The sequence below is a fragment of the Cellulomonas sp. genome (genome assembly GCF_015234515.1).
GTDB lineage: Bacteria > Actinomycetota > Actinomycetes > Actinomycetales > Cellulomonadaceae > Cellulomonas.
The window spans coordinates 1-24,246 of record NZ_JADGMY010000001.1; the positions used below are offsets into that span (position 1 = coordinate 1).

Sequence of the window (24,246 nt, forward strand, 5' to 3'; positions counted from 1 at the left end):
CTGGAGATCCAGCACTTCTTCGAGGTCTACAAGGACCTCGAGCCCGGCAAGTCCGTCGAGGGCGCGCACTGGACCGGCCGCGCCGAGGCGGAGGCGGAGATCGAGCGCTCCCGCCAGCGCGCGATCGACTCGGGGTACGACCACCACTGACGCGGGCCGCCCCATCGGTGTGCGACCCGTGGTAGCAGGAACGAGCGCGGACGAGGTCACGCGGCTGCTGCGTGAGTGGGCGGCGCGCCTCGCCCGGCGTGACCCCACCGCGGTGTCGTACCTGCGCCCCGGCCTGACCCGGGCGCAGGTCGACGCCACCACGGCCGAGCACGGCATCCGGCTCCCCGACGACGCCGCCGCGGTCTGGACGTGGCACGACGGGGAGCGCGACGGCCTCCTCGACGACGTACCACCGGACCGCAGGGTGTTCCCCGGGGGGTACTTCCTCAGCCTGCGCGCCACCCTCGAGGAGTCCCGCACGCTCACGAGCCTGTCGGGGATCGGCCCGGGCGACGACTACTCCGAGGAGGAGTACTCCAGCGAACGGCGAGGCCGGCCCGTCCAGCTGTTCTTCCGTCGCGAGTTCGTCCTGCTCAGCTGTGCCGAGCACGCCACCTACCTGGACTGCACCGACCCCGACGTCGAGCACACCGGCACCGCCTGCTTCAGCACCTGGTCCGACACCCCGACCCAGCAGGTCACCCTCGCCGAACGGGTCGCCGGCTGGAACCTCGCCTGGGACGCCGGCGTGTGGCCCGACGCACCGACGGACTGGACCACCGTCGACCACCAGGCCGCTGAACGGCTCTTCGGCCGCGGCCCCCACGTGGACCACCGGCTGCAGTAGTCCGTGACCCGCGGGGCCGGGCCCCGGAGACGATCGAGTGCGGTGGGAGCGGCGTACGGCCGGGTGCGAGAGGTCAGGGCCGCCCGGCGAACGGCATGGTGCTCGACCAGCGCATCGACGTGACGCGCAGCGGGACGCCGGGCTTCGACGCCTCCATGATCTGGCCGTTCCCGATCCACATCGCCACGTGGTAGACGCTGGTGGGGTCGTTGGGGTTCTCGCCCCAGAACACCAGGTCGCCGGGGCGGAGCTGGTCGTAGCTGATCTTGAGCACCTGCTTGTACTGGTCGCGCGACGTGCGGTTGATGCTCACGCCGGCGGCACGCCATGCCTGGCTGGTGAGGCCCGAGCAGTCGTAGCCGCTGGGGCCCGACCCGCCGTAGACGTACGGCAGCCCGACCTTCGACTGTGCCCAGGCGGCCGCGGCCGCACCGGAGGCGGCGGACCCACGCGACGTGCCCGTGCCGAGTCCGTAGCCGTTCGACGGCGCGGGCGCGGGAGCCGGGGCGGGCGCGGGAGCCGGAGCAGGCGCCGGGGCAGGAGCCGGTGCCGCAGGAGCCGGGGCGGGCGCCGGAGCCGGTGCGGGGGCAGGAGCCGGCGCTGAGCCGCCGCCGGGCGCAGGGGCCGGGGCGGCCGCGCCACCGCCCTGGCTCGGGGCGGGCGGCTGCGTCCGGTCGGCCTGGGCTGCGGCCTCGACGCGTGCGCGACGCTGGGCGTCCACGGCGTCCTGCCGGGCCCGCTCGACCTCGGCGCTCGTCTGCCGCGCGGCCGCGAGCGCGGAGATCAGGCCGTCGCGCTCGGCCTGACCGGCAGCGAGGGACGCGTCGGCGTCGGACCGGGTGCGCTCGGCCTCGGCGAGCGCGTCCTGCGCGGCCTCGGCGGCGTCATCCGCGGCCTGCGCGGCGGCGGCGGAGCGGCGCTCCATGGTGCTGGCGACGAGCAGCGTCGCCTGGTACTCCTGCACGGCCTCGTCGGCCTTGCCGGTCGCCTGGTTGAGGGCCGTGGTCCGGCGTGCGACGTCCTGGAACCCGTCGGCGGACAGCGCGGCCTGCAGCACGTCGTTGGACCCACCGGTGCGGGCGAGCTGGCGCGCGAAGGCGACGAGCTTGCGCCGCGCCTCCTCGGCCTGCTCGGCGGCCTCGGCGGAGCGCCCGGCGGCGTCCCGGGCGCGGGTGCGTGCGGCGTCGGCGTCGACGACGGCCTGCGTGTACGACTCGGCGGCGCTCTGGACGGCGACCTCGGCCGCCTCCGCCGACGTGGCGAGCTGGGCGAGCCGGACCTCCATCTGGGCGACCGACTGCTGGGCACGCCCGACGGCGGCGCGGGCGTCGCGCGCCTCGTCCGCCGACGGCGTCGCGGCGGCCGGCGTCACGACCAGGCCGAGCGTCAGCAGGCCGACCGGCAGCACCGCCAGACCGCGCGGGACCCGCCGCGCGAGGGGCCGACGGGCGGCGCGCGCGCACGCCGCGGCGTGCCCTGCCGAGGGGATCGGTCGGGGCTCGGGTGTCACGCCTGCGTCACGCACGCTGGGCACGTTACCTGTGGGATTCCCACAAGAGAACACCTGTCACACAGGTCCCAAAAGTCACATGGTTGTGGTTCGGGAGCAACCCGGACAGACCTCCAGGGCCGATCGGGTGAACCCGTCGCGCGGTGCCGCCGAGGCCCTGTGCCACGCCGCACTGCTCCGCAGGTGAGGGCCGTCACCCCCCTCGGCCGAGCACGCGCGGCGAGAAGCGGCGGTCTCAATAAGTGAGACGGCCGTGTTGAGGAGTGGGACGCGCGTCGTAGTGTCATGGCATGACCCGTCGAATGTGTCGCTGACCAGCGCACGTTCTCCCCTGCCCGCGAGCAGTTCCCGCCCCCACGTCGAGGGATGTCGGCACCGCGGCCAGGCTCGGGCACGGTACGTGCGCATCCCCCTGGCCCCCCGCGGGGCGGGCGTCGACGGCGCGCTCCTCGGGAACGAGTCCCCCACCCCGACCGACCGGCAGCGCCGGCGAGGAGCACACCATGAGCAACGAGAGCTGGAGCTTCGAGACCCGCCAGATCCACGCGGGCCAGAGCGCCGACGCCACCACGGGGGCGCGCGCCCTGCCGATCTACCAGACGACGTCGTTCGTCTTCGACTCCGCCGAGCAGGCCGCCGACCGGTTCGCCCTCAAGGAGCTCGGGCCGATCTACACGCGCATCGGCAACCCGACGACCGAGGTCGTCGAGAACCGCATCGCGAGCCTCGAGGGCGGCGTCGGCGCGCTGCTGCTCGCGTCCGGGCAGGCGGCCTCGACCTTCGCGATCCTCAACGTCGCCGAGGCGGGCGACCACGTCGTCGCCTCCCCCAGCCTGTACGGCGGCACCTACAACCTGCTCAAGCACTCGCTGCCCAAGCTGGGCGTCGAGACGACGTTCGTCGACGACCCGCACGACGCGCAGGCGTGGCGCGACGCCATCCGCCCCAACACCAAGGTGTTCTTCGCCGAGACGATCCCCAACCCGCAGGCCGACGTGCTCGACATCGAGCTCGTCGCAGGTGTGGCCCACGAGCACGGCGTGCCGCTCGTCGTCGACAACACCGTGGCGACCCCGTACCTGATCAACCCGCTGCAGTGGGGTGCCGACGTCGTCGTGCACTCGGCGACCAAGTACCTCGGCGGGCACGGCTCCGCGATCGGCGGCGTCGTCGTCGACGGCGGCACGTTCGACTACGCGCAGCACCCCGAGCGGTTCCCGAACTTCAACACGCCCGACCCGTCGTACAACGGCCTGGTCTTCGCGCGGGACCTCGGTGTCGGTGGCGCGTTCGGCGTGAACCTGTCCTACATCCTCAAGGCGCGCGTGCAGCTGCTGCGCGACCTCGGCGCCGCCATCAGCCCGTTCAACGCGTTCCTCATCGCGCAGGGCATCGAGACCCTGTCGCTGCGCGTCGAGCGGCACGTCGAGAACGCGCAGAAGGTCGCGCAGTGGCTCGAGGCGCGCGACGAGGTCCGCAAGGTCCACTACGCGGGCCTGGAGTCCAGCCCGTGGCACGCCAACCAGCTCAAGTACGCGCCGCGCGGCGCCGGCGCCGTCCTGGCCTTCGAGCTCGACGGCGGCGCGGCGGCCGGGCAGGCCTTCGTGTCGGCGCTCGAGCTGCACTCGAACGTCGCGAACATCGGCGACGTGCGCTCCCTGGTCATCCACCCGGCGTCGACGACGCACAGCCAGCTCACCCCCGAGCAGCAGCTGCAGTCGGGCGTCACCCCGGGCCTCGTGCGCCTGGCGGTGGGCATCGAGCACATCGATGACATCCTGGCCGACCTGGACGCGGGCTTCCGCGCCGCCAAGGACGCCTGAGACCCTGCTGCCAGAGCACCGACGGAAGGCACCGGCACGATGACGCAGCCCGACCCCCGCACCGACGCACCGGACCGCACGCCCGCGCGGCGTGCGATGCCCGGCGCGCAGGACGGTGCGGGGTCGGGCGGCCTCGCGGTCCCGGACCCGCTCGTCGGGCGGCGCGCGCGCCGTGGCGCGACGCTCGGCAGCCGCCGCCCGCTGCCGGAGCGCCCGCCCGTGCCCGCCAGCGCGGCGTGGCGCGACGGCTCCGACCCCGGCCGCCGGCAGTTCGCCGACCTGGGGCCGCTCAAGCTCGAGTCGGGCGGCCGCCTGCCCCAGGTCCGCCTCGCCTACGAGACGTGGGGCGAGCTCGACGAGGACGGCAGCAACGCGGTCCTCGTGCTGCACGCGCTGACGGGCGACTCGCACGTCACCGGTGACGCGGGGCCCGGGCACCCGACCCCGGGCTGGTGGCAGTCGATGGTGGGCCCGGGTGCCCCGATCGACACCGACCGCTGGTTCGTCGTCGCGCCCAACGTGCTCGGCGGGTGCCAGGGCTCGACCGGCCCGGCGTCGACCGCGCCCGACGGGCAGCCGTGGGGCAGCCGGTTCCCGCTGCTGACCGTGCGCGACCAGGTCGCTGCCGAGGTGCGGCTCGCCGACCTGCTGGGCATCGACTCGTGGGCGCTGGTCATCGGCGCCTCCATGGGTGGGCACCGCGTCCTGGAGTGGGCCGTCACGGCACCCGACCGGGTCGACGCGATCGCGGCGATCGCGACGTGCGCGCAGACGTCGGGCGACCAGATCGCGGGCTTCCACACGCAGCTCGCCGCCGTCGCCGCCGACCCCCGCTACCGCGACGGCGACTACTACGACGTCCCCGACGGCGAGGGGCCGCACGTGGGCCTGGGCATCGCCCGGCAGATCGCGCACCAGACGTACCGCTCGGCGGTCGAGCTCGACACCCGGTTCGGGCGCATCCCGCAGGGCGCCGAGGACCCGCTGGAGGGCGGGCGGTTCGCGGTGCAGTCGTACCTCGACCACCACGGCGACAAGCTCGCCCGGCGCTTCGACGCCAACACCTACGTCACGCTCACACGGACGATGATCACGCACGACCTGGGCCGTGACCGCGGCGGCGTCGAGGCCGCGCTCGCCCAGGTCACGGCACGCGTGCTGGTCGTCGCGGTCGACAGCGACAGGCTGTTCACCCCCGAGCAGTCCGAGCGGATCGTCGCCGCGACCCCCGGGGCCCGGGCCGTGCGGTACGTGCACTCCGAGTTCGGCCACGACGGCTTCCTCATCGAGGAGGACCAGGTCGGCCGGCACGTCGCGGACTTCCTGCGCGAGGAGGTCCGCCCGCGCTGACCCCGCGTCCGGACGCGTCCACCGGTCCGGTGACGGCGCGCGGACGCGGACGCGCCGCCGCGCGGAAGACGGCACCATGGGCTCATGCCCGTCGACGTCACGACCGCCGCCGCCGCCCTGCGGACCCAGTGGGACCGCCTGCACGACTGGGTGAGCCTCATGGCGGACCCGCGCCTGGGCCGCGAGGAGTCAGTGCTCGACGGCTGGACCATCGTCGAGCTGTGGGCCCACCTGGGCCGCGCGATGGACGCCCTGGCCGTGTGCACGCCGGTGCCGGCCGGCACCGTGCCGCTCACGCTCGCCGAGTACCTCGGGTCGTACCCGGACCGGGCCGCCGACATCGCCGAGACGACGCGGCAGCTGGCCGCGGAGCACGCGGCCGACCCGGTGGGCTACGTGACGGCGTCGGCCCGCGCCGCGTTCGCGAAGGTGGACGCCGTCGGCACGGAGGACCCGGTCGTCCAGGCACGACGCGGCCCCGTGCGGCTGTCGACCATGACGCTGTCCCGGGTCCTCGAGCTCGTCGTCCACGGCGACGACCTGTACCGCTCGGTGCGCCGCGCCCGCAGCGCCGACGCCGTCCCCGACCCCGTCGACCCGGCCGCGCTCGCGCTCGTCGCCGACGAGCTGCTCGGGATCGTCCGGGCACGCGGCGGGTGGGACCTCGAGGTCGTCGACGCGCGCCGGTGGGTGCGTCTGGCCGCGGGTCGCGCCCCGTACGACGTCGACGAGCTCGCCCTCGCGCTGCAGGCGCGCTACACGTCGGACGCCGTGCCGGACCTGGGGCGCATGCTCCCGCTCCTCTGAGGCGCCGGTCCGGCGACACGGCCTGACCACCGCGGCCTCCTGTCGTCACGGCCCGCACGGCGGGCTAGCGTGAGGCATGCTCTCCGCGCGCGTGGTGTCGTTCCACCCCGACGACCCGCTGCGAGGGCTCGAGGTCGGCGACGTGCCCGAGGCCGCCCCGCCAGACGGCTGGGCGACCGTCGACGTGCGCGCCGCCTCGCTCAACCACCACGACCTGTGGTCGCTGCGCGGCGTCGGCCTGCGCAGCGAGCAGCTGCCCATGGTGCTGGGGACCGACGCGGCGGGTGTCACCTCGGACGGGCGGCAGGTCGTCGTGCACGCGGTCGTCGGCGGCCCCGACGGGCGCGGCGTCCCGGCCGACGAGCCGCGCACGCTGCTGTCCGAGCGCTACCCCGGCACGCTCGCGGAGCGCGTCGCGGTCCCGGCGTGGAACCTCGTCGACAAGCCCGCGGAGCTCACGTTCGTCGAGGCCGCGTGCGTCCCCACCGCGTACCTCACGGCGTACCGCATGCTGTTCCGCTCCGGCGCGGCCCAGCCCGGGCAGCGGGTGCTCGTGCAGGGCGCGGGTGGTGGCGTCGCCGTCGCCGCCGTGCAGCTCGGGTCCGCCGCGGGGCTCGAGATGGTCGTCACCGGGCGGGACCCCGCCAAGCGGTTCCGCGCCCTGGGGCTGGGCGCGGCGCAGGCGGTCGAGCCGGGCACTCGCGTGGGCCGGGTCGACGTGGTCCTGGAGACCGTCGGGCGCGCGACGTGGGAGCACTCGGTGCGCTCCGTGCGTCCGGGCGGGCGGATCGTCGTCGCGGGCCTGACCTCGGGCGACCCGGAGCCCGCGTCGCTCACCAAGGTGTTCTTCCAGGAGATCAGCATCGTCGGGGCGACCATGGGCACGCGGGACGAGCTCGGGCAGGTCCTGGCGTTCCTCGCCCGCACCGGCGTCCGGCCGCTCGTCGACTCGACGTACCCGCTCGCACGGGCCGCGGACGGGCTGGCGCGCCTCGCGTCCGGCGCGCACGTCGGCAAGATCGTGCTCGAGGTCTGAGGCGTCGTGCTGCCCGCGCCCCCGGACGCCCCGCCGTGGGACGGTGCGGCCCTGACCACCGACTGGTCGCCCGACGCGCTCGGTGACGGGTTCGAGGCCCGTCGCCTGGACCTCGCCGACGACGACGAGGGTGAGGTCACCGCGACGCTCGTGCGCAGCACGCCGGACCCGGCCATCCGTCCCGCGCGGGCCGTGCTGTACGTCCACGGCTGGTCCGACTACTTCTTCCAGACGCCGCTCGCCCGGTTCTGGCAGTCCCAGGGCGCCGCGTTCTACGCGCTCGACCTGCGCAAGTACGGCCGTTCGCTGCGGCCCCACCAGACCCCGGGCTACATCGACGACCTGCGCACCTACGACGAGGAGATCGGTCAGGCGCTCGACGTGATCCGCTCCGAGCTCGGGGCCGTCGCGCGCGTCATGCTCATGGGCCACTCGACCGGTGGGCTCGTGCTGAGCCTGTGGGTCGCGCGGCACCCCGGGGTCGTGCACGGTCTCGTGCTCAACTCCCCGTGGCTCGAGCTGCAGGGGTCCTCGCTCATGCGGCACCTGTCCGGTCCGGCGATCGCGCGGCTCGCACGGTTCAACCCCAAGGCCGCCCTGCCCAACATCGACCCCGGCTACTACGCGCGGACCATCGCGGCGGGCGGGGAGTGGATGGTCGACGAGCGCTGGCGGCCCACGCCGTCGTTCCCGGTGCGCGCCGGCTGGCTGCGCGCCGTCTTCACGGGGCACGCCACCGTCGCACGCGGCCTGTGGATCGACGTGCCGGTCTTCACGGCGCTGTCCGACCGCAGCCTCATGAGCCCGCGGTGGAGCGAGGAGATGGGCTCGGCCGACATCGTGCTGGACACCGAGGCCATCGCCCGGCGCACCGTGCAGCTCGGGCCGCTCGTGACGACCGTGCGCATCGAGGGCGCGATGCACGACCTGACGCTGTCGGCGCGCCCGGCCCGTGACCGGTTCTACGCCGAGCTCACGCGCTGGCTCGTCGCGTACGGCTGGAGCTGAGCCGCAGGTCGCCCCGGCGGGTCACAGCGCGCCCGTGGCCTCCGAGAGCGTCGGGCCGCCGTCGCCCAGCCGCCACGCCCGCCACCCGTCGACGCCCTCGACGCCGGACACCGTCGCCGCCGCGACGTCCGGGTCGGCCACGACGCGCCCGTCGGGCAGCTCGATCATCCCGTCCGAGCGCAGCAGGGCGGAGAACCGCTGACCGCGGCGCTCGCGCACCCACACGAGCGTCGTCACGGCACGGCGCCGCTTGGCGAGCATCGCGAGCTCGGGGTACGGCCAGTCGGGCCGCTGCGGCCGTCGGGCGTCGTCGTCGGACGTGTCCCCCACGGGCTGGCCGCGGGGCGGTGTCGGCGCGTCCACGTCGGTCGGGCGCACACCGGCGCCGTCGACGACGGCCGCGCGCAGCCCGGCGACGGGCGTCAGCGTCGGCGGCCCCTCGAGCATCGACGCCGACGGCGCGACGGACGCGTCCCGGGGCCACTCGGTGACGTCGGGACGGCCGGGGCCGCCGTGGCGCGGCGCGTCCGCCGGGGGCTCCGGCGGCTGCGCCGTGGGGCCGGCGGTGCGGAACGGCAGGGGCGTCGGCTCGGTCACGCTCCCGCGCCGCCCGATGGGCGTGGGAGCGGGTGGCTCGGTGCGCTCCGGCGGGGTCACGGCGCGCAGCTCGCCGGTCGGCAGCGACTTGCCCCGTCCCGTCGGCAGCCCCGTGCGGTCGGGCTCGTACGCCATCGCGGTCGCGAACGCCTCGCTCGACCGCACCAGGCGCAGCGCCGTCGGCTCGACCGTCCGGCGCACGCCCTCGTGCAGGGCCAGCGGCGAGACCTCGAGGAGGCGCCGCTCGTCACCGCGGACGACACCGACCTGCAGGACGTCCACCTGGTGCTCGCCGCCGCGCAGGAACCCGAGGGTGTCCGTGGCCTCGGCAGCCACCTCGGAGCACAGCAGCAGGAGCCGCACGCCGGTGCGCCCCCGCCCCGCGGCGGCACCGAACGGCACGTGCTCACGGAACGCCGCGAAGTCGACGGCGAACCGGCTGGGGTCCACGTGGTAGGCGCGGGCCAGGTCGGCGGTGGTCATGCGGGCGGCCGCGCCCCCGTGGCGCAGCGCCCCGACGATCGCGTCGTCGTCGAGCACCTGCGCGACGGCGACCACGACGGGCCGCCCGGCCGCGTCGAGGGCCAGCAGCTCGGGCAGGTCGGCGCGGTCGGACGTGCCGCGCGCGCGCACGACGAACAAGGGCTCGCCGGCGATCGCCGCGAGGTGGTGCGTGACCAGGGCCGTGACCTCCTGCGCGAACGAACCCGCGAGCGGCTGCATCGGCTGGACGAGGCGAGGGCGCCCGTCGTCGAGCTCGAAGATCGGCATGTCGCGTCCGGGCCTTCCTTGCACAGCGTGGTGGTCGTGACGGTGCCACGCCGCAGCGCGGCGTGCGACGTCGCCCGGACACTGTCCCACATCTCGGGCGGCCCGGTCAGCCCGTCGGACGGGGGACGGAACCTCCGTCCCAACTCCTGGTCAACCGTTCAGGTGACCCTCCCGCAGGTGGACGCGCACGGTCCGCAGAGGCAAGGTGGACGCATGATCGTCGCCTTCTCCGTCGCGCCGCTGGGTGCCGGCGAGTCCGTGTCCCAGGCCGTCGCCGACGCCGTCCGCATCGTCCGCGAGTCGGGGCTCCCGAACCGCACGGACGCCATGTTCACGACCCTCGAGGGCGAGTGGGACGAGGTGATGGACGTCGTGCGACGTGCGACCGAGGCCGTCGGCGCGCACGGCCACCGCGTGAGCCTGGTCCTCAAGGCCGACATCCGCCCCGGCCACACCGGCGAGCTCGACGGCAAGGTCACCCGCCTCAACTCCCTCCTGAACCCCTAACCCCCCACACCACCACCCCCCCACACCACCACCCCACCCGCCGAACTCGTCCTTCGGCGGCTTCTGGAGCTCCCAGAGCCGCCGAACGTCGAGCTCGGCGGCCAGGTGTGTCAGGGGGTGGACGTGGCGCGGCCCGGGAGCCGGGAGGCCAGCAGCTCCGCGAGGTGGACACCCTGCACGTCCGCCAGCTGCTCGGCCTGCGTGCGGCACGAGTAGCCGTCGGCCAGGTACACGTCGCCGGGGGCGGCGGCCCGCAGCGCCGGCAGGAGCGCGTTCTCCGCGACGGCCACCGACACGTCGTAGTGGCCCTTCTCCATGCCGAAGTTGCCCGCCAGGCCGCAGCAGCCCGCGAGCGTCGAGAACGTCGCGCCCGCCTCGGTGAGCAGACGACGGTCGGCCGTCCACGTCATGACGGAGTAGTGGTGGCAGTGCGGCTGGACGACGGCGGTGACGTCGGACAGGTCCGGGACCTGCCAGCGCTCCCCCGGCCCGACCGGTGCCGGCGCGGTCAGCAGCTCGGCCAGCGTGCGCGTCTCGCGCTGCACCGCGACGGCCCGCGGGTCGTCGGGGAGCAGGTCGACCAGGTCGCTGCGCAGCACGGCCGTGCACGACGGCTCGAGCCCGACGATCGGGATGCCGTTGACCGCGAACGGCCCCAGGACCTCCAGCAGGTGCTCGAGCTGGTGGCGGGCGCCGTCGAGCTGGCCCGTGCTGATCCACGTCAGGCCGCAGCAGGCGTCGTGGTCGGGCACCAGCACCTCGTAGCCCGCGTCGCGCAGCACCGCGACGGCCGCGTGCGCCACCGACGGGGCCAGCGTGTCGCTGAACGAGTCGGTCCACAGCAGCACGGGCGGGCGGGGCGCGGGGGTCCCGGCGGCGTCGGGCATCCCCGCCTGGTCGACCGCGTCGGCGGGCAGCGTCACGGTCGCGGCGTCCCGACGGCCGACGACGCGGACGTCACCGGACCGCCGCCCCGCCTGGCGTGCCCACGCGCGGAACGGCACGGGCGCGAAGCTGACCATGCGGCGGCGGGTGTCCATCCCGCCGAGCGCCAGGACGGCCTTCGCGATCGGACGCACGCCGAGCACCGCGTTCGCGAGCGACGCGAGCCCCGGCACCCCGGTGACGAGCCGGGCCCAGCGCGGCAGCCAGCCCAGCGCGTAGTGGTTCATCGGCCGCAGCCGGCCCTTGTACGTGCGGTGCAGCACCTCGGCCTTGTACTGCGCCATGTCGACGCCCGCGGGGCAGTCCGACGAGCACGCCTTGCAGCTCAGGCACAGGTCGAGGACCTCGTGCACCTCGGGCGAGGACCAGCCGCGCGACACGAGCGTGCCGTTCGCCATCTCCTGCAGCACGCGCGCGCGGCCCCGGGTGGAGTCCTTCTCGTCCTTCGTCGCCAGGTACGACGGGCACATGAAGCCGCCGGTCGCGGTGTTGTCGGCGCGGCACTTGCCGACGCCGACGCACCGGTGGACGGCCGTCGTCATGTCGCCGCCGTCGTGCGTGAACGCGAACCCCCCGGACCCCGCGAGCAGCGGGCGGGCGGCGGGACGCCGCAGGTCCGCGTCCAGCGGTCGCGGACGCACCAGGACGCCGGGGTTCAGCAGGTCGCGCGGGTCGAACAGGTCCTTGACCGCGCCGAACAGCTCGATCGTGCGCGGCGAGTACATGACCGGCAGCAGCTCCGAGCGCGCGCGCCCGTCGCCGTGCTCGCCCGACAGCGAGCCGCCGTGCCGCGCGACGAGCGCCGCGGCGTCCTCCATGAACGCGCGCAGTGGGTCGCCGGACCGCGTCAGGGGGATGTCGAGGCGCAGGTGCACGCAGCCGTCACCGAAGTGCCCGTACGCCAGGCCGTCGACGCGGTGGTCGGCCATGAGCGCCTCGAGCTCGCGCAGGTACGCGCCGAGCCGCTCGGGCGGCACGGCGGAGTCCTCGAAGCCGGGCCACGCCTGCGCACCGGACGGGGTCCGCCCGCCCAGGCCGGCGCCGTCCTCGCGGATGCGCCACATCGCGGCCGCGTCCGGCCCCGGCGGGAAGATCCCGACGGCGTCGGTGCCCGCGTCGGCCGCGAGCGCGCGGGCCGTCGCCATCGCCTCGTCGAGGGTCGCACCGCCGACCTCGCACATCATCCAGCCACCGCCCGGCGGCAGGTCGGGCACCGCGGACGCGCCCTTGACCCGGCGCACCACGTCGACGAGCCGTGAGTCCATGCCCTCGATCGCCAGCGGGGCGTGCGCGAGCAGCGCGGGGACGGCGTCGGCGGCCGTGGGCATGTCCGGGTAGCCGAGCACGACGAGCACGGGCGCCGACGGCACGGGCACGAGGTTCACGGTCGCGCCCAGCAGGGTCACGAGCGTGCCCTCGGTGCCGACGAGCATCTTGGCCAGGTCGGTGCCGTTCTCGGGCGTCAGGTGCTCGAGGGAGTACCCGGACACCTGGCGGCGGAACCGGCCCAGCTCGGTGCGGACCACGTCGAGGTGGCTGCGCACCAGCGCGTCCAGGCCCGGGACGACGTCCAGCGCACCGGCTCCGGCGCCGGCGGTGAACCGGCGTCCCGTGCCGTCGACCACGTCGAGCTCGACGACGTTGTCCGCCGTGCGCCCGAACGCCACGGCGCGCGGCCCGCACGCGTTGTTGCCGATCATGCCGCCGAGGGTCGCGCGCGCCTGCGTGGAGGGGTCGGGGCCGAACCGCAGGCCGTGCGGCGCGGCCGCCCGCTGCAGGTGGGACATGATCACGCCGGGCTCGACGCGGGCCGTGCGGGCCTCGGGGTCGATGTCCAGGACCCGGTTCACGTGCCGCGAGAAGTCCAGGACGATGCCCGTGCCCACCGCGTTGCCCGCCACCGACGTGCCGCCACCCCGGGAGGTCAGAGGCGTCCCGGTCTCGCGCGCCACCGACAGCGCCGCCAGCACGTCGTCGGTGTCCTGCGGGAACACGACGACCTGCGGGACCACGCGGTAGTTGGACGCATCGGTGGAGTACTCGGCCCGGCGCCGGGAGGAGTCGTCCACGCTCCCGCGCACGACGGCGCGCAGCGCGTGCGCGATGTCCCGGACGGCGGTCCCGCTCGTGTCGGTCGTCACTGCCACGATGGGCAGTCTCCCACCGACCACCCGGGACCTGCACCGGCCGTCCGGAGCGAATGCGCTCACCCGTGGCTCCGTCGTACCGTCGGGCCGTGCGTCGTGCCCCGGTCACGGTCCTCTGCGCGGTCCAGTTCGTCGACGTCCTCGGCGTCACGAGCGCGACGACCGCGATCCCCGCCGTGCTCGCCGGCCTCGGTCTCGACGCGCACGCCGCGGGGCCGCTCGCGACGGCGTACGCGATGTTCTTCGGCGGTCTGCTCGTCGTCGGGGCGCGCCTCGGGGACCGCTACGGGCACCGTCGGGTCCTGTCCGCCGGGCTCGTGGGGTTCGCCGCGGTGTCCCTGGTCGGCGGGCTCGCGGGGTCGCTCGAGCAGGTCCTCGCCGCGCGTGCGCTGCAGGGGGCCGCGGCGGCGCTGTCGGTGCCGTCGGCGCTGCGGCTGCTGCTGCACGCCACCGACGAGGACGACGCGCGGCGCACGGCCCTCGCGGCGTGGAGCGCGGCGGGTGCCGCCGCGGGCGCCGCCGGGTTCGTCGTCGGTGGTGCGCTCGTCGAGCTGCTGGACTGGCGGGCGGTGTTCTGGGTGAACGCGCCGGTCGGGGCGCTGCTGCTGGTCGGCGTGCTGCTCGTGGTCCCGGCGCCGGCACCGGACGACCCCACGACGCGCCTGGACCTGCCCGGCGGCGCGCTGCTCGTCGCGTCGGTCATGTGCGTGGTGGCGGCGGCCGCCGCGGTCGAGCAGCGCGCGGCCGCAGGGCGTGCCGGGCTGCTCCTGCTGGCCGGGGTCGCGGCCGCCGCGGGGTTCGTGCGGCGGATGCGCCGCGCCGCCGCGCCCCTGGTGCCGCCGCAGGCGTGGCGCTCCGTCCGCCTGCGCGACGGGACGGTGCTGTCGTTCGTGAACACGGCCACCACCAGCGCCTCGGCGGTGCTCGCGACGCTCCACCTGCAGGACGAGCTGGGGCTGTCGGCGCTCCGGGCCGGGCTCACGCTGCTCGGCCTCAGCGCCCTCGTGGTCGTCGGGTCGGCGGCGTCCGCGCCGCTGCTCGCGCGGTGGGGGCCGCGCTCGGTGGCCGCGGCGGGCCTGGCCGTCGTCGCCGGCGGCAACGTCGTCCTGGTCCTCGCGGGCGCGGCCTGGGCGGGGATCGCGCTCGGGACGGCCGTCGTCGGGCTGGGGCTCGGGCTGACGTCGGTCGCGGCCACGTCCCTGGGCACCGACGTGCAGGACGAGCTCGCGGGCAGCGCGAGCGGCATCCTCAACACCGGCGCCCAGCTGGGGACCGCCGTCGGCACGGCCGTGCTCGTCATGCTCGCGGGGCTGGCGTCGGTGACGTGGGCGTGGGCGGTCGCCGCGCTGCTGGCAGCGGCCACCGCGGTGTGGTCGTGGCACGGCCGACGGAAGGGTGAGGAGCTCGCAGGGTCGGCGACGGCCGCCGCCGGCTGAGGCGGCGGCCGTCGTGCGGGCCGAGCCCGGCGTCCCGGGCCCGGGCGCGCCTCAGGACTCCAGCGCGGCGTCCAGCGTGATCTCCGTGCCCGTCAGCGCCTTGCTCACCGGGCAGCCCTTCTTGGCGGACTCGGCCGCGGCGCGGAAGCCCGCGTCGTCCAGGCCCTCGACCTCGCCGCGCACCGTCAGCGCGATGCGCGTGATCCGGAAGCCACCCGCGGAGTCCGGGCCCAGGGTCACGTCGGCGGTCACGTCGAGCGCTACGGGCGTGCCGCCGGCCTCGGCGATGTCCGCCGAGAGCTGCATGGCGTAGCAGGACGAGTGCGCCGCCGCGATGAGCTCCTCGGGGCTCGTCGTGCCCCCGGCGTCGTCGGCCGCCCGCTTGGGGAAGGAGACGTCGTACGTGCCGACCTTCGAGCTGGTGAGCTCGACCTGGCCGCCGCCGTCCTGCAGCGTGCCGTTCCAGGCGGTCCGTGCGGTGCGCGTGGGCATGTCCACTCCTCGTACGTCGGTGGGTGGGCGCGGCCTGCGCCCACGTCCGACCCTAGGGCGCCCGGTGTCAGCGTGCGCGCTCCAGGTGCGCCGCGACCACGTGCGACGGCGCGCCGGCGGCCCGCAGCGCCCACGCGGCGCGCGCGTGCAGGGACCGCCGCTGGCCCTCGTCGAGCGCGGCGTACAGCGCGGTGCGCACGAGGTCGTGGCGGAACACCAGGCGGTCGCCGCGGGCGTGCACGACGCCGGCGGCGAGCCCGTGGCGCAGCGTCCGCCAGCACTCCGTGACCGGCTCGCCGGCGAGCGCGGCCAGGTCCCCGACGACGAAGGACCCACCGAGCACCGACGCCTGCGCGAGCATCGTCAGGACCTGGGGACCCAGGTGCTGCACGTGCGCCCGCCCGACCTCGTCCAGCTCGTCGAGCCAGCCCGTGCCGACCGCCTCGACGACCCCGCCGCTGCGTTCGAGCACCCCGCACGCCTCGGCGGTGCGCACGACGTCGACGACGAGCCGTGGGTTGCCGCCGGTGGTCGCCAGGACGCCGCGCAGCGCCGGGCCGATCCGGGCGTTCAGCAGCCGCTGCGCGAGCTCGACGGTGGCCGCGGGCCCCAGCGGCCGCAGCTCGAGGTAGCGCGCCCCGGCCCGCGTCCACCCTGCGACGACGACGTCCAGCTCCGTGCGGTGCGGCACGCCACGCAGGGTCATCACGGTCAGTGCCTGCGGCAGCGCTCCCTCGCCCGCCAGCGAGGCGAGCAGGTGCAGCGTGCAGGTGTCCGCGAGGTGCACGTCCTCGAGCACCAAGACCCACGGCCCCTGCTCCCCACGGCGGCGCACGAGCGCCGCGAACAGCTCGTCGGCCCGGGCGAACCTCGCGGGTGCGTCGGCACGGTCCGGCGGCAGGACCTCGAGGAGCGCGGTGAGCTCCGCGACGACGGGGCCGGCGTCGTCGCGACCGGGTGCGGGGCCGAGCAGGGCGTCGGTGAGCAGCGCGTACGGCGCCGCCCCCGGCCCGACGGCCCGGCCCAGGCGCACCTCGACACCGAGGAGCTCGGCGGTGCCCTGCAGCGCCTCGACGAGCCGCGTGCGTCCCACGCCCGCCTCGCCCTCGAGCAGGACGGTCGCGCCGCCCCCCGTGGCGACGGACGAGAGGAGCTCGTCGAGGTCGTCGAGCTCCGCCCCGCGTCCGACGAGGGGGCGCGTCGGTGACGTCGGCTCGGTCATGCAGCCGATCGTATGACTCAGCCGACGTACTCCCAGTGCCACGGCTCCGGCTTGCTGCCGCCGGCCTGCGCCCAGCCGGGCAGCGTCCACTGGTACGCGGGGGCGTTCTCGCGCATCCACTGGTGCTGCGCGCTGCCGAAGGTCTGCACGCCGCCGCCGAGGTCGACCGCCACGCCCATGCCGTGGTTCGACGTGCCGGGTGTCGCGCAGAGGCTGCCCTTGGCGGCACGGCACGCGACCTGGCCGCCGTACGACCGGTAGGAGTCGGAGACCTCGAGCGGCGTCCCGAACCGTGCGGCGTACGCCGCACCGAGGGCCTCGAGCGCCTCGGCCGCGTCGCAGCGCAGCTGTGCACCGGCGGCGAACGACAGACCGCACAGGGCCTCGGGCGGGACCTTGCCGTTCTGGTAGCCCTGCAGGGACGCCTTCCACGCGGCGCGTCGGGCCGCCTGCTCGGCGGCGACGCGCTCGGCCTCGGCCGCGGCGGCCTGCTGGGCCACCTGCTCGGCCAGCTGTGCCGCCTCCGCCTCGGCGATCTTCTGCTCGGTCGTGGTGAGCACGGCCTGGGCGGCCTCGCGGACCCGGTCGAGAGCCTCCCGCAGCGGCGCCGTCGCGGGATCGGTGACGTCGGGGAGCGTCGACTCGGTCAGCACGTCGGCGTCGGACGTCGCAGGCTCCTCGGGCGCGTCGGTCGCGTCGGGGGCCGGCGCGCTCGGCGTCTCGGCGTCATCCGTCGTGACGTCCGCGTCGGAGCGCTCGGCGTTACGGGAGACGGAGCGCTCGCGGGGGACGACCGGCTCGACGTCGGCCTCCGCGATCGCCGCCTGGAGCTCGGCCGTGGCGGCGTCGAGCTCGGCGAGGGCGTGGTCCGGCACGGCCGCCCGCGTGGCCTCGGCCCGGACGCGCGAGACCTCGTCGACGGCGGCCATCGCGGCGTCGACCGTCTCGGCGCGCGCCAGCGCCGCCAGGCCCGTCGGGGGGGCGTCGGCGGAGGCCTGCGCCAGGGTGCCCTCAGCGACGACGGACGTGGGGGTCTGCTCGTCCGCCTGGGCGGTCACGACGACGGCACCCATGCTCAGGACGAGCCCGAGCGCGACACCACCCTGGGCGATGCGCCGGGGGACGCGGACGAGACTCAGGGCGCGGGGCATGGAGGTCGACGCGGGGGCCGGGGCGGCGTGCCTGCCGCCCGAGCGCCGACGCAGACCGAACTTTCTGTCACTCACGCGAAACACGTTAAGTGTCTCGGACGGACGTCCAGACCACTTGAGGCCGAGAGCGCGCGAAGATGTTGTGCACATCCTGTTACCAAGCCGTCACACGTTTGAACCGCGGGTCGCCTACCCTTGGCCCGTGCCTGCAGACGACGTGCGGCCCGACCAGGTCGGCACCGTCCCCTCGACCCCCGCTCCTTCCACCGGCCTCGACGACCTCTACGACATCGCGCGGCTCGCGCGGCGGCTCGACGTCGAGCACGCCACGATCCGCGTGTGGCTGTCCCGCAAGGTGGCGTGGCTCCCGCAGCCCGACGGTCGGCTCAACGGTGGCGCCGTGTGGCGTGCCACGACCCTCGAGGGCATCGAGGCCCGCCGGTTCCGTGCTCGCCCCGGCCGCAAGCCGCGATTCACTGCGGCGCCGGCTGCCGCGGACGTCCCGCGCACCGGCTCGATCCCGATCGTCACCGCTCGCGTCGTCGCGGAGCGCACCGGGGCAGCCGCGGCCGCGCCGCCTGCGTCCGTCCCCACCCCACCCCACGGCGTGGAGACGCTCGTCCCGCGCTGACCACCGACCGTCCCACGGCCCCGCCGCCAGAACCCGACGAAGCGCCCGAGGGGGATTTTGTGGAGATGGGGTGACGAATCGGCTACCGGTCAGTAGCGTGCATCTCGCGTCCGGGGTGCTGTGACACCAGCCACACCCGGGTGTGACGTCCCGGGGGTCCGCCCGTCGTGACGCCTCCGCCCCACTTCGCCCCGGGATGAGACCACATGCCACGTCGCCCGCTCGCCGCGCTGACCGCCGTCTCCGTCGTCCTCGCCGGTGCCCTGCTGGGCGCCCCTGCGGCCACGGCGGCACCACCTCCCGACGACCTGTCCGGCCCCGTCGTCGCCGATGACCTCACGATCGACCGCGTCGAGGGCGTGGGTGACGCGCTCGCCGACGCCGCCGGACCCGTCACCGCCTTCGTCGAGCTGACCACGCCGTCCGGCGTCGAGGTCGCAGCCGACGGCGGGAGCCCCGCGCAGGTCCTCGCGGCGGCCGACGCCACGCAGGCCGCCGCCGCGGACGTCGTCCCGGCCGAGGCGACGCCGACCGCGCGGACCGCGGCCGGCGAGCCGCAGCGGCTCGCGACCGTGACCAACCTCCTGTCGGGCGCCCTCGTGCTCGGTGACGCCGCCCAGCTGCGCGCGCTCGCCGACGACCCCGACGTCCGCTCCGTGCGCCTGGTCGCCAGCCGCACGCTCGACAACGCCGCGCAGGTCGAGTTCACCCAGGCCCTCGCCACGTGGCAGAGCACGGGCGTCGTGGGCACCGACGTCACCATCGGCGTCATCGACACGGGCCTGGACTACACGCACGCCGACTTCGGCGGTCCGGGCACGGTCGAGGCGTACGAGGCCGCGTACGGCGAGGCCGGCTCGGGTACCGTCCCGGCCGGCTCCTACGACCCCGCCAAGTTCCTCGGCGGCTACGACTTCGCCGGCTACGACTACGACGCCGACGGCGAGGGCGACCAGCTCGTCCCCGCGCCCGACGAGAACCCCATCGACGTGAACGGCCACGGCTCCCACGTCGCCGGCACGGCCGCCGGCTACGGCGTCACCCCGGACGGTGAGACGTTCGACGGCGAGTACGACGCGCTGACGTCCGTGCGTGACTGGCCGCTCGGCCCCGGGACGGCACCGAAGGCCGGCCTCTACGCCCTCAAGGTCTTCGGCGACATCACCGGGTCGACCAACCTCACGGCGCTCGCGCTCGACTGGGCGGCCGACCCGAACGGCGACGGCGCGTACGACGACCGCATCGACGTGCTCAACCTCTCCCTGGGCGGAGCGGCAGCACCGGCCGACGACCCCGAGTCCGACCAGATCGCCGAGCTGACGGCTCTGGGCACGACCGTCGTGCTCTCGGCCGGCAACGAGGGCGACGTCGAGGACGTCGGCGGCTCGCCCGGCAACGGCTTCGCGGGACTGACCGTCGCGTCGTCCGTCGGCAAGGACCTCCCCTTCGACGCGCTCGAGGTCACCGAGGCGTCCGACCCCGACCTCCTCGGCCGCCACGCGGGCCAGAACTCGGTGAACTACACCGGGGACGACGTCACGGCCCCGGTCGCGTACGTCGGTGAGCAGTTCGACGGGTGCGACGTCTTCACGGCCGAGCAGGCCGCGGCCGTCGCCGGCAAGATCGTGTACCTGTCCTGGGACGACGACACCCGCAGGTGCGGGTCGACCGCGCGCTTCGACAACGCGACGGCCGCCGGTGCGGTCGGTGTGCTCCTGCCGACCGAGCTCGCGGTGTTCGCCGCCCTGATCGGCGGCAACAAAGCCATCCCCGGGCTGCAGATGACCGCCGCGACCACCGACAGGCTCCTGCCGGAGATCCAGGCGGGCACGCTCGTCGCGCGGATCGGCCCCTCCCTCGCGCTCAGCGCCCGGGAGGACGTCGCGCCCGACACCCTGAGCGCGTTCTCCTCGCGCGGCGTGCACGGCTCGCTCGGCTGGGGCAAGCCGGACGTGGCCGCGCCCGGCCAGTCCATCGTGTCCGCGGGCGTCGGCTCCGGCAACGGCGGGACGACGAAGAGCGGCACGTCGATGGCGGCGCCGCACGTCGCGGGCATCGTCGCGCTCGTCCGGGAGGCGCACCCCGGGTGGTCGACCGCCCAGGTGAAGGCGGCCGTCGTCAACACCGCCACGCACGACATCGCCACCGAGCCCGGCGGCGACCTGTTCTACGGGCCGGCGCGCGTCGGCTCCGGACGCGTCGACGCGCTCGCCGCGGTCACGCAGGACACCCTGCTGTACGACGCCGAGCGGCCCCACCAGACGTCCGTGAGCTTCGGCGTCGTGCCGCTCGCGGACGAGCCCGTGACGATCCGCAAGGCGGTCACCGTGCAGAACCTGGGCTCGACGGCCCGCACCTACAGCACCGAGGTCACCTCCAGCACGACCTCGGGCGGGGCCACCATCACGGCGGCGCCCGCGAGCCTGCGGATCCCGGCGGGCGGTACCGGCATCGTCACCCTGACGTTCACGGCCGACCCGGCCACCGTCGCCCGTGACATCGACCCCACGCAGGAGGTCGAGCAGATGGCCGACCTGCCCCCCAGCAGCAGCGGAAGCCGTTCGCGCGAGTACGTCTCGCAGGTGTCCGGCCGCCTCGTCCTGACGTCCGGCAGCACGCAGTGGCGCCTGCCCGTGCAGGCCACGCCGCGGCCCACGACCGACCTCGAGGCGGCGGACGTCACGTTCCCGGACCCGGCGGCGCAGACGGCCGAGCTCGCCTTCAGCGGGCGCGACGTCGAGGCCGACGGCTGGGTCGGGTTGGCCACGCCGCTGGTGCACGCGGCCGACTCCCCGCGTCTGGAGCAGCTGCCGGCGGGTGCGGAGACGTCGCGCTCGACGGTCGCGGCCGGTGACATCCGACACGTGGGGTGGGCGTCGAGCGCACCCGCCGTCGAGGCCGCGGGCGGGGACCCCGCAGGCGACGGGTCCCTCGGTATCGGCATCGCGACCGACGCCGACTGGGCCGTCCTCGGCCACTCCCTGCGGCCGTGGGTCCTGTTCGACACCGACGCTGACGGCGACATGGACTTCCAGACGCGGGTCAGGAAGTACGTCAACGCGACCCAGGACTTCTTCGACTACACCGTCGTCGAGACGTTCGACAGCACCGGGAAGCAGGTGGGCACCTCCGACCTGCTGTACCCGTTCGCCGGGGACTTCGAGATGGGGGCGTTCGACAACAGCACGGTCGTCGTGCCCGTGCCGCTCTCGTCGCTCGGGGTCGAGCCGGGCGCCCGCGTGGGCGTGACCGTGCAGATGCGCAGCGGCTACGCGTTCCCCGCCGACGGGATCGTCGACGAGGTCGCGCAGTTCACGGTCGACCCGTTCGACCCGCCGCTGTGGTTCGAGTCGAACGTGGGCGCCGACTTCGTGTCGCAGGTGTCCGACGGCGCCACCGTCACCGTGCACGGCGGCACGGGCGCGGCCGACGCGGACATCCTGGTGCTGCACCACCTCAACGCCGCGGGCGACCGCGCCCAGGTCGTCGGGGTGGAGGTGCCCGAGGTGATCGCGACGACCACGACGCTCGACGTCGAGTCGGCCGGGACCGCCGGCGAGGAGACGCTGCTCCAGATGGCCGTCACGCCGCCGGAGGCCACCGGGACGTTCACGCTGTACGACGGCGAGACCGAGCTCGGCACCACCGAGGTCGTCGACGGCGCCGGGGTGTTCAGCACCACGACGCTGGGCGCGGGCACGCACCAGCTCCGCGCGCAGTACACGCCGGACACCCCGCGGTACGCACCGTCGACGTCCGACGTGGTCGAGACGGTGATCGCACCGTCGGCGTCGACCACGACGCTGAAGGTCACGCCGACGGTCGTCCGGTACGGGCAGCCGGCGACGGCGACCGTCACGGTGACCGGGCAGAGCTGGGCGCCGTCGGGGACGGTGACGATCCGCGAGCGCGGCACGGTGCTCGCGACCGCCGAGCTCACGGTCGACGGGCTCACGGGCACGGCGACCGTCGAGCTGCCGCGCGACCTCGCCACCGGCACGCGCCGGCTCGTCGCGGTGTTCGAGGGCACGACCGACGTCGCACGGTCCGAGGGCACCGCGAACGTGCGGGTCGTCCTCGGGGAGTCGCGGGCGACGCTCGAGACCGCGAGCTGGACCGTGCCGCGGGGCAGCACGCCCACCGTCACCGTCCGCGTCGGCGGCGGGGAGGGCGCGCCGGCAGCCACCGGTCGTGTCACCGTGCTGCTCGGCCTGCGGCCCGTCGGCACCTTCCGGCTGGTCGACGGCGCCGCGGCCGTGAAGCTCCCGGTGGTCCGGACCTCGAGCGTCGTCACCGCGCTCTACGTGGGTGACGGCGGCTACCTGCCGACAGCGACGGCGCACGTCATCCGCGTCGGCTGACGTCACCCGTCCCGCACCGAGCGGGCGTCGCCCGGAGGTCCGTCCGGGCGACGCCCGCTCCGACATGTCAAGGACGCGTGCCGGTGCGCCGATGCTGCCGGCATGGGACTGGACCGACGGACGCCGCAAGGGAGCGGATCCGTGCTGCCCACACCCCACGGGCCGACCGACGGGCCCCTGCCCGCGGAGGCGGCGGACGACACCGTGGACGAGGGCCGCACACCGGACGAGGTGGCGCTCCTGCGCGTCGTGGAGCACCTCGCGGACGCGCCGGACGACGAGGCGTCGGACGAGGCACCGGACGACGCACCGGACGACGCAGCGGACGACCCACCCGACGACCGACCCGACGACGCAGCGGACGACAGCGCACGCGCCGACGCCGCGCCCGAGGTTGCCGACGACACTCAGGACGGCCCGCCCCCGCCGGACGAGCCCGCCGACGTGACGGCTGCAGTCCCGGCCGCGCCACCCGTGCACGAGCCCGGCCCGGTGGCGGCCGCCCTCTCGGACACCCGTCATCGCATCGACGAGCTCAACGCGCCCGAGCGCCTGTTCCTGGCGCAGCAGCGGGCCCTCGTCGCGGGGCTGTGCCCGGACCCCTCCGACGCCGCGCTCGTCAGCGCGCTCTTCGACCGCGTGCGCGAGCAGTGGACGCACGCGGACGACCGGCCCGACGTGCGCCCGCTGGCGGACGTCTTCGGCGTGGCCCTCGGTGACCTCGTGTGCGCCGAGGCCGACGACCTCGGCTGGGCCACGTGCGCCGACCGCTACGGCACCGAGATCGTCCTCGCCCGGGAGGACCCGGAGGTCCTCGTGTACCCCGTCGCAGCGGTCGCGCAGGCATGGCACGACGCGACCCCGGGGTGGTTCCTCCGGCACCTCGCGACGGTCGTGCAGGGCGTCACCCGGGGGCCGGGCGCGACCGAGGACTGACACCCCCGCGACCCACGGGCCCCGGCCGCCTCACCGTCCCCCGGAGGCTGCCGGGGCCCGTGCACGTCGGCGGGAGGGTGGACCGACGCCGCGCGTCGGCTCACCCCGGGCCCGGAACATGCCGATACTGGTGCCGTGACGACGTTCGACGACACCGGCATGTTCGAGCTCAGCCAGGAGTTCCCCGGCGAGCCCGCCCCTCCGCGGCGGGCGCGCGGAGCAGTCGTGTTCGTCGTCGCTGCGGCGCTCGTCGTCGCCGGCGTCGTGTGGTTGCTCGCGGTGCGCGGCTCCGACGAGGCGGAAGCCGGCCAGATGACGGTCGAGCTCCTGGCACGTCCGGCCGAGCCGACCGACGAGGTGGCGGCGTCGGTCGTCGACGAGACGGGCATCGACCCGACCAGCGCGCGCTTCGCGGTGCGCACGGCGGCCGGCCAGCACTACGCGGCGCTGCGGTGGGACGGTGACCTGTGCCTGGTCGTCGTGCCGGACGGTGACGTGCCTCGGGTCGCGTGCGTCGCGCCCTCGACGAAGGCGGTCGTGTCGCTGTCCGGTGCGGACGGCACGCGCGTCCGTCTGGGTGCGGACGAGGCTCCCGCGCCCGACGCGGACGAGGGCTGGCGCGCCGCGGGGTCGAACGTGTGGGTGCTCGACGCACCTGCGGCGGGTTGAACCGGCTCC

19 protein-coding genes are annotated in these 24,246 nt (G+C 75.4%); 13 read left to right on the top strand and 6 right to left on the bottom strand.

The features are described from left to right. Positions 1-150, top strand: a 150-nt coding sequence (locus IR158_RS00005) for an inorganic diphosphatase (RefSeq protein ID WP_291807962.1), incomplete at its 5' end; no start/stop codon positions are given. Between the two features lie 28 nt (positions 151-178). Beyond that, on the top strand, positions 179-838 hold the full coding sequence (locus IR158_RS00010) for a hypothetical protein (protein ID WP_291807874.1): 660 nt from the start codon (positions 179-181) through the stop codon (positions 836-838). Between the two features lie 73 nt (positions 839-911). Here IR158_RS00010 and IR158_RS00015 read toward each other — a convergent pair whose 3' ends face one another. Continuing rightward, complete coding sequence (locus tag IR158_RS00015; RefSeq protein WP_291807876.1) at positions 912-2,363, bottom strand: C40 family peptidase; 1,452 nt, start codon at positions 2,361-2,363, stop codon at positions 912-914. A 488-nt stretch (positions 2,364-2,851) separates the two neighbouring features. Between IR158_RS00015 and IR158_RS00020 the strand changes: the two genes are divergently transcribed. The 5 genes from IR158_RS00020 (at position 2,852) to IR158_RS00040 (ending at position 8,372) form a co-directional block, all read left to right on the top strand. Continuing rightward, the gene (locus IR158_RS00020; RefSeq protein WP_291807878.1) at positions 2,852-4,171 is read left to right on the top strand and encodes a bifunctional o-acetylhomoserine/o-acetylserine sulfhydrylase; all 1,320 of its coding nucleotides are present in this window, start codon (positions 2,852-2,854) and stop codon (positions 4,169-4,171) included. Positions 4,172-4,210: 39 nt separating this feature from the next. Further along, positions 4,211-5,521 (top strand): homoserine O-acetyltransferase, encoded by a 1,311-nt coding sequence (locus IR158_RS00025; RefSeq protein ID WP_291807880.1) that lies wholly within the window; start codon positions 4,211-4,213, stop codon positions 5,519-5,521. A gap of 84 nt (positions 5,522-5,605) precedes the next feature. Further along, on the top strand, positions 5,606-6,328 hold the full coding sequence (locus IR158_RS00030; RefSeq protein ID WP_291807882.1) for a maleylpyruvate isomerase N-terminal domain-containing protein: 723 nt from the start codon (positions 5,606-5,608) through the stop codon (positions 6,326-6,328). A gap of 76 nt (positions 6,329-6,404) precedes the next feature. Next, on the top strand, positions 6,405-7,364 hold the full coding sequence (locus IR158_RS00035; RefSeq protein ID WP_291807884.1) for a zinc-binding dehydrogenase: 960 nt from the start codon (positions 6,405-6,407) through the stop codon (positions 7,362-7,364). 6 nt (positions 7,365-7,370) lie between these two features. Beyond that, positions 7,371-8,372, top strand: coding sequence for an alpha/beta hydrolase (locus IR158_RS00040; protein ID WP_291807885.1), 1,002 nt, complete (start codon positions 7,371-7,373; stop codon positions 8,370-8,372). A gap of 21 nt (positions 8,373-8,393) precedes the next feature. Here IR158_RS00040 and IR158_RS00045 read toward each other — a convergent pair whose 3' ends face one another. Next, complete coding sequence (locus IR158_RS00045) at positions 8,394-9,740, bottom strand: hypothetical protein (RefSeq protein WP_291807886.1); 1,347 nt, start codon at positions 9,738-9,740, stop codon at positions 8,394-8,396. A gap of 213 nt (positions 9,741-9,953) precedes the next feature. Between IR158_RS00045 and IR158_RS00050 the strand changes: the two genes are divergently transcribed. Further along, entirely contained in the window at positions 9,954-10,247 is a 294-nt protein-coding gene (locus IR158_RS00050) for an MTH1187 family thiamine-binding protein (protein ID WP_291807887.1), read from the top strand. 110 nt (positions 10,248-10,357) lie between these two features. On the opposite strand, the gene IR158_RS00055 is transcribed toward IR158_RS00050, so the two are convergent. After that, on the bottom strand, positions 10,358-13,339 hold the full coding sequence (locus IR158_RS00055) for an FAD-binding and (Fe-S)-binding domain-containing protein (RefSeq protein WP_291807888.1): 2,982 nt from the start codon (positions 13,337-13,339) through the stop codon (positions 10,358-10,360). An 89-nt stretch (positions 13,340-13,428) separates the two neighbouring features. Between IR158_RS00055 and IR158_RS00060 the strand changes: the two genes are divergently transcribed. After that, positions 13,429-14,775 carry an MFS transporter gene (locus tag IR158_RS00060; RefSeq protein WP_291807889.1) on the top strand — a complete coding sequence of 449 codons (1,347 nt, stop codon included), beginning with the start codon at positions 13,429-13,431 and terminating at the stop codon, positions 14,773-14,775. A 51-nt stretch (positions 14,776-14,826) separates the two neighbouring features. Here the strand turns inward: IR158_RS00060 and IR158_RS00065 are convergent, their stop codons facing one another. The 3 genes from IR158_RS00065 to IR158_RS00075 form a co-directional block, all read right to left on the bottom strand. Continuing rightward, a complete protein-coding gene (locus IR158_RS00065) occupies positions 14,827-15,267 on the bottom strand; it encodes an OsmC family protein (protein WP_291807890.1) in 441 nt (146 codons plus the stop codon). A 67-nt stretch (positions 15,268-15,334) separates the two neighbouring features. Then, the gene (locus IR158_RS00070; protein ID WP_291807891.1) at positions 15,335-16,489 is read right to left on the bottom strand and encodes an AAA family ATPase; all 1,155 of its coding nucleotides are present in this window, start codon (positions 16,487-16,489) and stop codon (positions 15,335-15,337) included. Between the two features lie 17 nt (positions 16,490-16,506). Next, positions 16,507-17,715, bottom strand: coding sequence for a D-alanyl-D-alanine carboxypeptidase family protein (locus IR158_RS00075; RefSeq protein ID WP_291807892.1), 1,209 nt, complete (start codon positions 17,713-17,715; stop codon positions 16,507-16,509). Between the two features lie 127 nt (positions 17,716-17,842). Between IR158_RS00075 and IR158_RS00080 the strand changes: the two genes are divergently transcribed. The 4 genes from IR158_RS00080 to IR158_RS00095 all read left to right on the top strand — a co-directional run bounded on the left by IR158_RS00080 (position 17,843) and on the right by IR158_RS00095 (position 24,237). After that, complete coding sequence (locus tag IR158_RS00080; RefSeq protein WP_291807893.1) at positions 17,843-18,271, top strand: hypothetical protein; 429 nt, start codon at positions 17,843-17,845, stop codon at positions 18,269-18,271. Between the two features lie 206 nt (positions 18,272-18,477). Next, positions 18,478-22,632, top strand: coding sequence for a S8 family serine peptidase (locus IR158_RS00085; RefSeq protein ID WP_291807894.1), 4,155 nt, complete (start codon positions 18,478-18,480; stop codon positions 22,630-22,632). 141 nt (positions 22,633-22,773) lie between these two features. Further along, entirely contained in the window at positions 22,774-23,568 is a 795-nt protein-coding gene (locus IR158_RS00090; RefSeq protein ID WP_291807895.1) for a DUF3806 domain-containing protein, read from the top strand. A 135-nt stretch (positions 23,569-23,703) separates the two neighbouring features. Beyond that, positions 23,704-24,237 carry a hypothetical protein gene (locus IR158_RS00095; protein WP_291807896.1) on the top strand — a complete coding sequence of 178 codons (534 nt, stop codon included), beginning with the start codon at positions 23,704-23,706 and terminating at the stop codon, positions 24,235-24,237. Positions 24,238-24,246: the final 9 nt, after the last annotated feature.

Coding starts and splice junctions, on each gene's coding strand:
- IR158_RS00085 (WP_291807894.1), top strand. CDS start 18,478: ATGCCACGTCGCCCGCTCGCCGCGCTGACCGCCGTCTCCGTCGTCCTC.
- IR158_RS00050 (WP_291807887.1), top strand. CDS start 9,954: ATGATCGTCGCCTTCTCCGTCGCGCCGCTGGGTGCCGGCGAGTCCGTG.
- IR158_RS00020 (WP_291807878.1), top strand. CDS start 2,852: ATGAGCAACGAGAGCTGGAGCTTCGAGACCCGCCAGATCCACGCGGGC.
- IR158_RS00035 (WP_291807884.1), top strand. CDS start 6,405: ATGCTCTCCGCGCGCGTGGTGTCGTTCCACCCCGACGACCCGCTGCGA.
- IR158_RS00045 (WP_291807886.1), bottom strand. CDS start 9,740: ATGCCGATCTTCGAGCTCGACGACGGGCGCCCTCGCCTCGTCCAGCCG.
- IR158_RS00025 (WP_291807880.1), top strand. CDS start 4,211: ATGACGCAGCCCGACCCCCGCACCGACGCACCGGACCGCACGCCCGCG.
- IR158_RS00065 (WP_291807890.1), bottom strand. CDS start 15,267: ATGCCCACGCGCACCGCACGGACCGCCTGGAACGGCACGCTGCAGGAC.
- IR158_RS00030 (WP_291807882.1), top strand. CDS start 5,606: ATGCCCGTCGACGTCACGACCGCCGCCGCCGCCCTGCGGACCCAGTGG.
- IR158_RS00070 (WP_291807891.1), bottom strand. CDS start 16,489: ATGACCGAGCCGACGTCACCGACGCGCCCCCTCGTCGGACGCGGGGCG.